Annotated in this window: 4 protein-coding genes and 1 pseudogene; all 5 read right to left on the bottom strand. The window is 58.0% G+C overall.

Annotated elements, in window-relative coordinates; genetic code table 11:
- Positions 1 to 170: 170 nt before the first annotated feature.
- Entirely contained in the window at positions 171 to 437 is a 267-nt protein-coding gene (locus GVO84_RS22430; RefSeq protein WP_159515154.1) for a hypothetical protein, read from the bottom strand.
- Positions 434 to 1,525, bottom strand: a complete 1,092-nt coding sequence (locus GVO84_RS22425) for a VENN motif pre-toxin domain-containing protein (RefSeq protein ID WP_159515153.1) — start codon at positions 1,523 to 1,525, stop codon at positions 434 to 436. Before GVO84_RS22425 ends, GVO84_RS22430 begins: the two co-directional genes overlap by 4 nt.
- Before the next feature lie 76 nt (positions 1,526 to 1,601).
- Positions 1,602 to 1,838, bottom strand: coding sequence for a hypothetical protein (locus GVO84_RS22420; RefSeq protein ID WP_159515152.1), 237 nt, complete (start codon positions 1,836 to 1,838; stop codon positions 1,602 to 1,604).
- Between the two features lie 626 nt (positions 1,839 to 2,464).
- Positions 2,465 to 3,844: pseudogene (locus tag GVO84_RS22415) on the bottom strand (hemagglutinin repeat-containing protein); the annotation flags it as partial.
- A 306-nt stretch (positions 3,845 to 4,150) separates the two neighbouring features.
- On the bottom strand, positions 4,151 to 12,769 hold the full coding sequence (locus GVO84_RS22410) for a hemagglutinin repeat-containing protein (RefSeq protein WP_159737314.1): 8,619 nt from the start codon (positions 12,767 to 12,769) through the stop codon (positions 4,151 to 4,153).

Raw genomic sequence — 12,769 nt, 5'->3', positions numbered from 1 at the left:
GGCTTAAGCGTCGTCGGTGTTAACGTGCCAAAGATGAACCAGTGGCTCAAGGCGTTTCCCGGTGTGCTGAACAACACTGGCGATCAGCCAGCGATCAGGCACGGGAACGGGCATTGCGGGTAAACGTAACGGCTGATAAAACGATCCCAGCGCAATGGCCGGGATCTACTTTAGTGAGTTTTTGGCAAATAAAATAACTTCTCAGCAACTATACGATCCAAATCACTATCTCCATTCAGGCACATATAATCAGTAGCAACCCAATGTAAATATTGATAAATGTCTTCGATTTCTTTTCCCGCGTATAACATCTCACAAATAGGCTGTACATATGCATCATATTCATCACTGGCCTCAATGAGGTCATTGATACCTATGGGATCCCATTCATGTAATAAAACAGACCTAACTTGTTCATATAAAAAGCGATCATTCATTTTGTAGGTGCTCCTGGGATCACAGTTACAACATCGCCTGTATTAGTGTTAATAATTACCCGCAGATTGTTGGTTGCATCGTAGTATCCCGTAGTTCCAGGCTTTGTCGGATAAATGTTCCCTGTCTTAATCGTATTTTCTACTGCTGAAGGTGGAACTCCACGCCCTTGCATACGATCAACAGCATGAGCTGAATATGCTCGCTCACCAATTACTGCTGGCGAATTAGAACCTTTGGTATTCATGGGATTACCACTTCTACCTGTAGGATTGTAAGCACCTCGGGATCCACCACCTTCAATCAGTGGGTTATCACGACAGTCCCAGGGGGTTTCCGCACACATCATGCTTTTCAGCGAGTTATTCTCAACCGTCGCCTTCCCGGTCTGCGCCCCTGCCACCGCAGATGCCGTGCTGTCACCCGTCAGCCCACCCGCGATACCTGCGGCGAGCGTCGCCAGGGCGCTGATGGTCTGCTTTTCACTTTCATTCAGCGCAGCAACATCCTTCCCGTACATCTCCAGCGCGAGCGTGCCCGCCACCTCTCCGGCGGCACCACCCGCTGCACCTGCAAGCGCGTCTTTCCCCTGCACTGCCGCCAGTACGGCACTGGCCACCGCGTGGGCAGCGGCTTTTTCCATCCCGTCGTCCAGCCCGGACCGGTGACCGATAATCTCCGCCACGTACGGTGCGGCCGATCCGGCCAGCGCGGCGCTGATATCGCCCCCGGCAATCCCCTGTGCGGCGGCGGTGGCGGCCTGGATGGCCCGCTGGATGTCGCTGCCCGTGCCGGACTGCGCCACTGCATCACGGTAAGTCTGCGTTTCCCTCAACTGCTCAGCAGTCAGGTCCGGATAGATTTTACGGGCTTCCTCCAGCGCCTTCAACTCGCCCTGCGTGCGGGCGATATCAGACACCTGGCTCCCGATGTCGCTGATAAGCTGCGCCTCGTCGAGCCTGCGCTGCTCTTTCTCCTTATCGAAGATAGCGTCGATGCTGCCGTTTGCATTCTCCGTGTCGCGGGAGAGGGCGGCGGTGTCCTGCGCCTGATTCGCTTTATCACACACCACCATATCACCCTGTGCCACCGCATTGACATCATTCTGTTCTTCTGGCTTGTCAGTCCGGGGTTATCGAAACTATTAATAAATCCTTTTGCGTAAGTTAACGTGATTTATTAAAAGAGACATACAAGCAACCAATACCGATGATAATTCCGCCAAAGGACGCTCCCTTGATTATTCTCAGTAACACAGGAAAGTCTATTCCCAGTGGAATGTTCTGAGCAAAATAAAGATATAATCTAGCTATAAAATAAGTAATTGCAGCAATGAGGTCCATACATAAAATAAGAGTGAATAAAATCCAAAAAACTGAAACCCACCATGTTTTTTTGTTCATTTTGTAGTTTCCTTTTTCTTTATAGGGCTGTTTGGATCAACTATAACGTTAAAGCTTTCTCCAGAAATCCCACCACCTGCTGTCCCAACCATCCCTGGTATAGGATTCAAATGTGAGGGCTGGGACATTCCCATCCCAATATCATCCCAACGCAATGCTTTCCAGGTCGGATTAATATAGTCATCTAACATAGGTGTAATGATTTTATTACCAATACCATAACCAATAGCGCTTCCAAACCCACTAATAGAGCCATATAAAAATGGGTTTTTCCCATCGATAGAGTTAGTTATAGCTCCACTGGCTGCATTTATTACCACAGTAGATTTGTAGCCAGTATTTCTGGTTAAAACTCCAGTCCAGTATGCTGCTATGACATTTTTAGGATCAACTGAACCGTTAAAACCAAAGTCGATAGCGCTAACTGCGCCAGCAGTTATAGCTCCAGAAATAACCATCGCTTCAGGAAGAACACCTCCTGACATCACGGTTCCCATTGCAGCCACAGCCATTTGACAGGACATTGGCGTATTCCCACTACACGCCTCCTTAATCGCAGCCTGCTGCTCTTCCTGCCACTTATCTACCGTACCTGATTTATTCGCCTCTGCCGCAGCAAGTACATGCGCCAGCGAGTTATTCTCCACCGTCGTCTTCCCGGTCTGCGCCGCTGCCACCGCAGATGCTGTGCTGTCGCCCGTCAGCCCGCCCGCGATGCCTGCGGCGAGGGTCGCCAGGGCGCTGATGGTCTGCTTTTCACTTTCGCTCAGCGCAGCAACATCCTTCCCGTACATCTCCAGCGCGAGCGTGCCCGTCAGCTCTCCGGCGGCGGCACCTGCTGCACCCGCAAGCGCGTCTTTCCCCTGCACTGCCGCCAGTACGGCATTAGCCACCGCGTGGGCCGCGGCTTTTTCCATCCCGTCGTCCAGCCCGGACCGGTGACCGATAATCTCCGCCACGTACGGTGCAGCCGCTCCGGCCAGCGCGGCGGTCATATCTCCACCCGCCACCCCCTGAGCCGCAGCGGTGGCGGCCTGGATGGCCCGCTGGATGTCGCTGCCCGTGCCGGACTGCGCATCCCCGTTCAGCTCGCCCTGCGTGCGGGCAATATCAGACACCTGGCTCCCGATGTCGCTGATAAGCTGCGCCTCGTCGAGCCTGCGCTGCTCTTTATCCTTATCGAAGATAGCGTCGATGCTGCCGTTTGCATTCTCCGTGTCGCGGGAGAGGGCGGCGGTGTCCTGCGCCTGATTCGCTTTATCACGGACAATCACCGTGCCATTTTCAACCGCAGCACGCGTGGTGCCCTCCGCGCTGCCGCTGCTGTCTGCCCCGCTCAGCATGCCGTTTGTCATATTCCCGGCAAACTGTCCTGCGATACTGCCGCCGGTGCTGATGCCCGCGCTCTGGTGCTCCACGCTGTATTCGGCTGTGTTCTGGATATCCCGCCAGCCGAACGTGCCGGTGTCGAGCCGGTTTTTATCCGCCGTCGCCGCCGAGGCCATCGCGCCGCCGTCCAGCTGCGTGTGGCCGCCCACCGTGACGTCAAACCCGCCGGAGCCTGCGAATATCCCGCTCTGTTCCCGTACGGAGGCAAAATCGCTGTCCATTTTGTCGCGGCTGTAGCTGATGCCGCCCGAGCCGGTCATGGTGCCGAAGCTGAAGCTGCCGCCTGCGCTGATGTTCTTCTGGCTGCTGTCATAGCGGTCGGTGTCCTGTTCGCTGGTAATGGTCAGGTTACGACCGATACCGGCCAGCACGCTCTCCCCGCTGACCTGCGCTCCGGTGAGATTCGTATCGCGGCCGCTGATAATCGTGAGCGTATCCCCCGCGTTAACCGAGGTTTCGGTATGGGTGAGGGTGGTGCCGTTCTCCTTACCTTTACCGGCATTCACGCTGGCGGAAACGTTGATACCCGCGCCACCAGAGCCATAGCCAATCCCGATGCCCGCGCTGCCGCCGTGGCTCTCATTTTTGCCTTCAAGCGTTGAGGTGTTTTGTGCCGTGCGGACAGCAGAGAGCATCGTGCAGTCGCTCTGTCCACAGTTGATCACTACCCAGCCCTTACGATTGAATATCACCTGAATTTACTTACGATATCGTTGATTAAAAAAATGTATTAACCAGGTACTAATTCCTCCGATACCTCCACCGAACACACCAATCTTTAAACTGATATAAAACAAATCTTCTAAGGGAACTGTTGTGCCATTAATCCAAAAGATAAAATAGCGACCTAAAAATACAAAGCTAGAAAGCATAATGCTTCCCATCAGGGTTACATACATAAGGATAAAAAACTCTCTTCTCATTTAGTTACCATCCTTATTTTTGTTTGTTTCAACTACTTTAGGGCCACCTTGAACAACTCCCTCTGTGGTGGCGGAACTAAATATACTCCCCCAAATATCAGGGCGTACATCAAAATGTAATGGCTTACTTATTCCCATCCCTATATCTACCCAATTATAGTTTTTCCATGCAGGATTAAGAATCTTATTCAAAGGTGTTTGAATAAGATATTGTCCTCCTAAATAACCTGCACTTGCACCTAAAGCTCCCCAGCCAGCGCCTGTCAGTGGATCATCTCCTTTAAAATAATTAGATGTTGCTCCACCTGCGGCGTTCCAGCCGACAGTTCCCCAGGCACCCGCATTTGCCGTAAACGCGCCAACATAACTGGCAATCAGAACATCAGTTGGATTTATCTCACCATTGACAAGATACTGAATCCCCGCATTTGCTGCTCCACCAATCCCCGCCGTCACCTGCATTCCTCCTGGCAAATAAATCAGTCCTGCAGATGCCATTGCGAATGCCACTGCATTGGCTTCGTTCTGTGCTTTCTGACATGCCGCCCCGGACGGGTTATCGGCACATGTTGCCATATCCGTTCCGTGCTGTCGTAACCACGCAGCCTGTGCATCTTCACTCCCGGCCATCAGGTTATTCTCCACCGTCGTCTTCCCGGTCTGCGCCCCAGCAACCGCAGATGCCGTGCTGTCGCCCGTCAGCCCGCCCGCGATGCCTGCGGCGAGGGTCGCCAGGGCGCTGATGGTCTGCTTTTCACTTTCGCTCAGCGCAGCAACATCCTTCCCGTACATCTCCAGCGCGAGCGTGCCCGTCAGCTCTCCGGCGGCGGCACCCGCTGCACCTGCAAGCGCGTCTTTCCCCTTCACTGCCGCCAGTACGGCACTGGCCACCGCGTGGGCCGCGGCTTTTTCCATCCCGTCGTCCAGCCCGGACCGGTGACCGATAATCTCCGCCACGTACGGTGCAGCCGCTCCGGCCAGCGCGGCGGTCATATCGCCACCCGCCAGCCCCTGAGCCGCAGCGGTGGCGGCCTGGATGGCCCGCTGGATGTCGCTGCCCGTGCCGGACTGCGCCTCCCCGTTCAGCTCGCCCTGCGTGCGGGCGATATCAGACACCTGGCTCCCGATGTCGCTGATAAGCTGCGCCTCGTCGAGCCTGCGCTGCTCTTTCTCCTTATCGAAGATAGCGTCGATGCCGCCGTTTGCATTCTCCGTGTCGCGGGAGAGGGCGGCGGTGTCCTGCGCCTGATTCGCTTTATCACGGACAATCACCGTGCCATTTTCAACCGCAGCACGCGTGGTGCCCTCCGCGCTGCCGCTGCTGTCTGCCCCGCTCAGCATGCCGTTTGCCATATTCCCGGCAAACTGTCCTGCGATGCTGCCGCCGGTGCTGATGCCCGCGCTCTGGTGCTCCACGTTGTATTCGGCTGTGTTCTGGATATCCCGCCAGCCGAGCGTGCCGGTGTCGAGCCGGTTTTTATCCGCCGTCGCCGCTGAGGCCATCACGCCGCCGTCCAGCTGCGTGTGGCCGCCCACCGTGACGTCAAACCCGCCGGAGCCTGCGAATATCCCGCTCTGCTCCCGCACGGAGGCAAAATCGCTGTCCATTTTGTCGCGGCTGTAGCTGATGCCGCCCGAGCCGGTCATGGTGCCGAAGCTGAAGCTGCCGCCTGCGCTGATGTTCTTCTGGCTGCTGTCGTAGCGGTCAGTGTCCTGTTCGCTGGTAATGGTCAGGTTACGCCCGATATCGGCCAGCACGCTCTCCCCGCTGACCTGCGCCCCGGAGAGATTCGTATCGCGGCCGCTGATAATCGTGAGCGTATCCCCCGCGTTAACCGTGGTTTCGGTATGGGTGAGAGTGGTGCCGTTCTCCTTACCTTTCCCGGCATTCACGCTGGCGGAGATGTTGATACCCGCGCCACCGGAGCCATAGCCAATCCCGATGCCCGCGCTGCCGCCGTGGCTCTCATTTTTGCCTTCAAGCGTTGAGGTGTTTTGTGCCGACAGGAGGTTCACGTCGCGGCTGGCCTGAAGCAGCAGGTCGTTTCCGGCATCAAGCTGGCTGCCCTGCACCAGCACATCCCCGTCCGTCGCCACCACCGAAAGGTTATTTCCGGCGAAGAGGCTGCTGCCTTTCGCCGTGGTCTCCTTCATGGTCTGCGTCGATGTTGAGGACTGGCTGCCGTAAGAGAGGCTGATACCGACCGTGTTATCATTGCCCGCCTGGTTGCCGGTGGCCTGGTCGGTGAGGACCGCCTGCGCCCCCTGTCCCGCGGTCAGTGCACCTTTGACCGCCTGCAGTGCGGCCAGACGATCGTTATCGGTCTCCCTGGCCTGTTTCAGGGTGCTCACGCTGGTGTTAAGCGCGCTGCCCGCGGTACCGGACAGGGCGAGCGTCAGGCCGGAGGATTTCTGCTCCACGGTGTGAGTCTGTGCGCTGCTGTCCGCGGCGGCGGTGATGCTGACATTTTTCCCGGTGAGCGTCATGTCCTGTCCGGCTATCAGGTCAGAGCCGTGCACCGCCAGATCATGACCTGCGCTGAGCGAGACATTGCCGTTTACGGAACCGATGGTGCTGCCCCGATGGGTCACCTCCTGCGCATTATCCGTTACCTTCAGGCTCTGGCTGCCGTAGCTGATACCGATGCCGCCCGTGCCGGAGAGGCCGGATTTTTTCTCCTGTCGCTGATGGCTCTCCTGGCCGTGCTCTTCTGCGGAGGTGACGGTCAGGTTGTTTCCGGCGGCGAGCCGGACATCGTTATCTCCGACAATATCGCTACCCTGAACCCGTAAATCATGTCCCGCCTGCAGGGTTACGCTGTCGCCGCTGAACAGGGAACCCCGCGCCGTCTCGCTATTTACTACATCGTGCGTGGTCACGGTTTTTTTCGAGAACGCACCGCTGCTGCCGGTGGATTGATGGTGTGATTCAAATTCGCTGCTGTCGATGGCGGCGGCGATGGACATGTCGCGACCAGCGCTGACGGCAAGGCTGCTGCCCGCTTCGACGGTCGCGGCCTGAGCGCTAACGTCGCGCCCGGCCATCATTGCGACATCGCCCCCGCCAGCCACCTCGCTACCCACTTGCTGCGTGGTGGACTGCTTCAGCCAGTTATTTTTATCCCAGGTCAGGTTATCGCTGGCGGAGGTGGTCACGGTGGTGAGGTTCAGGTCACGTCCTGCGTTAAGCACCGTCTGGCTCTCGCTGCCGCTGTTAACGACCTGCGCCCCGGTCAGATTGAGATCGCGCCCGGCGTTAAGCACAAGCTTGCCGTCGTCGCCCTGAACGTAGATGCCCGCAACACGCTCAAGGGTGGTGCGCTCAAAGCTGTTTTTCCCGGCGGTGCTTTTGGCACTACGGGTCGTGGTGGTGAGGTTGATATCCCGCCCGGCGGTTGCCAGTACGGAATTGTTACCTGAGATTGTGCCGCCGATGTTGTTAATGTCCGTGCGGGCCAACAGGCTGACATCCGCACCGTGAATGGTGCCCGCGCGGTTGGTGAGGGAGTCTGCGCTAAGCTGAACCCTCTCCTTGCCGTGGATCGTGCCGCTATTGACCAGATCGCGGTTCAGGTTCATCACCACGTTCTGACCGCCCATCAGCGCGCCAGCGCCGTCAACGTCTCCCGGCTGTACGCGAACATAAACCTGCGGCACCATCACCGTCTGCCAGCTTCCGTCCGCAAGCTGGACGCGGGTGTTGACCAGCCAAACCATATCTTCCGTCAGCAGACCCATCTGCTCGGCGGTGAGCGCTACCCCCGGAACAAGCTGGTGCGCCTTGCCGAAGGCAATACCGGCATCCATCAGCGCTTTGAACTGCGTTTCGTCGTCACGGTGATCGCCCAGGTAACGCTCGCCGGTAAGCGCAATCACCTGCTCCCGCACCAGCCGCTGCTCGTAATAGCCGTCGCCAAGACGCTTGTGCATGTTGTCATGGTCCAGCGCGAACGCGTCCTGCATGTAGTCGCTGCCCAGCCACTCTTTATTGTTCGTGAAGCGTGGATCGGTCTCGATCAGGTAACGGGCATCAGGTGCTGGCAGCGTGTTAAACAGGCTGTTGTCCGGCAGGCGGATGTCAGGGGAAACTGCGCGGATCACGTCGCCCTCTGCGCCGCTGGCAGGGGTTTCAATCCATTTTCCTGCCGTATTGCTGGCAGGCAACACAGGGGAAAGTTTTTCCTGTTCCGGTGACGCCGCGTCGACGTCGACGGACAGGCTCCCCGTCCCATTGAGCGTGGCATCTGTTCTGTGCGTGGTGGTGGGCGAAAGGGTCATGCCGCTGCCCTCGGTCTGGCTGTATCCTTCCATTTTCCCCGGCGACAGGGTGATCGACTGGATCACCACGGGTGGCAGATAGTCCGAGGTACTTTTTCCCTGAGAGTCGCCGCCTTTTTTGGTTTTACGGCTGTAGTGTGTGACCGAGCCTGCATCCGTTATCCATCGGCTGCCTTCCGGCATGACGTTATCTACCGTATCGGCGAAAATACCGAGCGTACCTCCCGCGACAATCTGGCTTTTGTCGTTCAGCACGTGGTTCGCGCTGATGACCATTTGCCCGCCGGAGAGGATCTTGCCCGGGTCGCTCTCTGCGATAACCTCCTCTTCGATGGTGCGGGTGTAGTTGTACTCGTAAAAGTTGTCGTTGTTGGCACCGGTATCTTCCGGCGTGTTGAGGTTCAGCAGGTCGTCGGACGAGTTGCGGTCGACAAACACGCCTTCCTCATCAGCGCTCCAGCGATTGGGCGATCCCTTGTGCTGGTACTCGTGGATCTGCTCGGTGGAGATCAGCGCCACCTCGGTGCTGAAATGGTCGTTGATGTTATTAAGCTGGCTGACGGAGAGCGCCATGTCACCTGCGGACTCAATGGTCGCGCTGTGGTTGTTCAGCGTTTGCGCCTGTCCGGTCGCAAAGCCGTTTTCGTCCACGCGTCCACCGATGGCGAGCACGCCGTCGCTGTAAATCAGCGCGTGGTCACGGTTGTTGATCGTCCCCGCCCCGATGTCCACGCGCTGGCGTCCGGCAATGGTTGCCGCCGTACCGTCCTGGGCGAGGTTATTGAGCGTTGTCGCCTGAAGTGAAAGATGGTCGCCATAAAGTCGCCCCGTTCCGACGTTGGTCAGCGTGTCAGCGTGAATCCACGTCTGGCTGCCGTCGATAAGACCGTAGTTACTGAGGGATGAGGAGACGGTCAGCCAGGTCGCTCCGGCGGCAATCTCACCGGACGCGGTATTGAGCAGGCTGGCGGCGCTGAGGTCAAGTTTTACCCCTGCCAGAAGGTTACCGCTATTGGTCACGCTACCCGGTGTGGCGAATGTCATGCTGCCGTTGGCGATGACGTCGCCCGAATTGTTAAAGCTCTGCTGCGTGCGAATCAGCATGTCGCCGAGCGAGAGGACCTGCCCATCGCCGGTCAGGGAGTCGGCTTCAAGCGTGACGTTCTCGCCGCCAATCACGACGCCGTCAGTGTTGATGAGGCGCAGAGCCACGCCGCTCAGCGACAGCGTGCCCGCGGCGGACAGTTCGCCCTGAGCGTTATTAAGGGTATCGACGTGAGCAATCTGCAGCGTATCGCCTGAAATCACCGTTCCCTGCGCGTTATCAAGCTGCTGGCTGACGATGGCCACATCCAGCCCCTCAATCCCTTTCTCGGCGGCCTGGGTGTTCCGGTTGATCAGGCTGGCAGCGTTGAGCGTTACCGCTGCACCGCTGCGCATCAGCCCAAGCGTATTGTCGATGACCCCCGAAACGGCGTTAACCATCAGGTTGCCGAGAGATTGTATTTGCCCCTCGTGGTTATCAAGACGTTCGAGATTTAACGCGATCGCCTGCTCGCTGACCACGCGCCCGCCTGCGCGATTATCCAGCGACGCGGCGTGCAGCGTGATATCGCTCTTTGCTCCGATCGTGCCGTTCTGGTTATTCAGGCTGGCGGTCGCCAGCTGCATTGACGCCAGGCTGTAGAGCGTGCCTTGCTGGTTATCCAGCTGATATCCGTGTGTATCCAGGAAAATGCCGTTGCCCTGCATCACTCCCTGACGGTTATCGGTATCGCTGTGCGTTGCAAGCGTTAGCACGTCCAGCGCCACCAGCGTGCCAGCGATATTGCTAAAGCGGGTGGTGTCTAACGTCGCCTGTTTCCCCGCCAGCACGACTCCCGCATCGTTTTGCACATCGGCGGCCTGGATCGACATGTTCCCCTGGCTAACGATCCCGCCGGTGTCGCCGCTTTCGTGGTTGCTGATATGCTCCACGTTCAGCGTCAGGTCACCACCGCTCTGTACCAGACCGCCACCGTCGTTATCCAGCCGCTGCGCCGTGAGCGTAAGATCGCGTTGGGCGGCGATAACCCCTCCCTGGTTGACGAGTTGCGCCGTTTCTATACGCGCACTGTCACCCGAGACCAGCGTTCCCTGCGTATTCTCAAGCGTCCCGGTACGTGCATTAAGCGCTCCCGTCGCGCTGACCGTACCGTTGCGGTTATTCAGCGCGTCGGTTAAGTCCAGCGTCATGCTTTCGCCTGCGCTAACCGTACCGAACCGGTTGTCAACGGAGAGCGCATCCAGATGCAGGGTGGCTTCAGAGGCCAGTATGCCGTCGCGGTTATCCACGCGGGTGGCCTGAATCGTACTCTTTTGCGCACCGGCCAACATGCCGTGCTGGTTATCAATGGCGCTGGCGAGGATATCCAGCTCGCCAAAACTGACGATGCCCCCCGTGGCGAGGGTGTCCTTATTTGAAATCGCATTGCCGTGCGTGTTGATGGACATTGCCGAACCCGACTGGATAAGGCCGGAATCATTATTCAACGCGCCGCTTTCGAGGGACAGCGTGCTGCGGGCGGCGATTTGTCCGCTGACGTTAGTTATCGACTTGATGCTGGTGAGCGCGATGCGACCCTTTTCCGCACTAATAAGCCCGCCGTCGTTGAGCAACTGGTCTGCGGTCACGCTGGCGCTTTCTGCGGCGGCCAGAACGCCTTCGCGGTTATCCGTCGCACCCGCGGTCTGCACCGACAGGCTACCCCCATCTGCGGCCAGGATCTGGCCTTTACGGTTATCCAGCGCGGCGGCATTGAGGGATATAGCGGCGTTGGCGGCAATGGTACCGTCGCGGTTATCAATACCGTCCCGGTGGGTGAGCGCCAGCGCCTGCGTTCCGCTCTGGCTTATCTGGCCTTTCTGGTTTTGCAGCTTTTTCGCCGTGAGCATGACGCGGTCGGCAGCAAGCAGGCCGCTGCTGTTATCGAGGGTGCCGGATGTTGTGACGCTGAGTTGGTCATTCGCGACGACCTGCGCGCTGGCGGTACTGATATCCCCTTGACCGGCATTAAGCGTAATGTTTTTTGCCTGCGTCAGGCTCCCGGTAGCATCGAGACCCAACCCGGTGGCGCTTATGTTACCGCCCGCCGCGTTCAGGCCATGCATCTCAAGTTTTCCGCTGGCGTTGAGCGTCATATCGCCCTCGCTGCCTAGGGTGCCGTCTGGCTGTACGCTTGCGGCCAGCGTGCCGGTACTGGCAATCGTGTTGCCCGTCAGGCTGACGTTGCGCTGAGCCGCGATGGAGCCGCTGTTCTGTACGGAAGCCGTGCCAGAGAGGGCAACGTCTGCGGAAGACCAGATTGCACCGCTGTTTTCGATACGGCCATCGGCTGAGAGGGTGACCATACCGGCTTCTGCGCCAATGTTGCCCGCATTACGCACCCCGACGCCTTTTTCCGTCCCGCGAAGGCGAATTTTGCCGGCGTACATGCCGCCCACCTGCGATACATCCAGCGCCAGGCTGGGTTTTGCCGTGCCGTTATCCGCGAGCGCAGTAATCTGTTCGTGAGCGGCATCCACGCTGTTGCGCCCGGTCGTGACGCGTAAATCCTGGGCATGAATGGCCGCATTTACCTGCACCGCGCGGCCAATAATATCGGTGTGGCTCTGGCCGGTAGCGTTCATTCCGTTACCGTTAATGTGAATTTCACCCTGCTCGACCCGGTAGCCCGTTATCTGACCGTTCTGCATTTGCGCCGTGCCGGTGGTGAGCGTGGCACGCCCGGCGTTGATAAATCCGCAGCCGTCACAGCTAATGCCCGACGGACTGGCGATGACGACGTCCGCTTTTTGTCCTGCCACTTCGATAAAGCCGTTAAGGCGGCTCGGATCGCGGGCGTTAACCTCGTTGAGGATAATTTTCGCTTCGCCTTTTGCCAGCCATGGGTTGGCTGCCACCATTCCACCAAGCTGGGTGGCGGCATTTTTATGGGAGTTGTTGAGAATGACGCCATTCTGGTCAACGTCGAACTGACTGAAGGTATTGCGGGAAACGCCACCCGCTGAAGGCGTCTGGATATTGACCTGCGGCGTACCGTTGGCGGTGCTGATAATGGTTGGCTGCTGTTTATTGGGAGCCGATGCATCCGCCACAATCCCTGCGGCCTGTACCGTTATTGCCCCGCTTGCCAGCCACAGGCTGAGGCTAATCGCCCCGACGCGGCAGATAAGTCGCTGGTGGTTATGTTGTAAACCTGAAGAGGGCGCGCTGCCAGAACAGCCGCGAGCCAGCTCCGATACCACCATCAGCATGCCGCGAGCTTTGTTAAAGACGATACGGTAAAGACGTTTGTTCAT

The sequence above is a fragment of the Enterobacter sp. SM3 genome, from assembly GCF_009811935.2.
GTDB lineage: Bacteria > Pseudomonadota > Gammaproteobacteria > Enterobacterales > Enterobacteriaceae > Enterobacter > Enterobacter asburiae_D.
The sequence above is the reverse complement of the archived record's forward strand: the minus strand, read 5'-3'. Positions and strand labels throughout refer to the sequence as shown.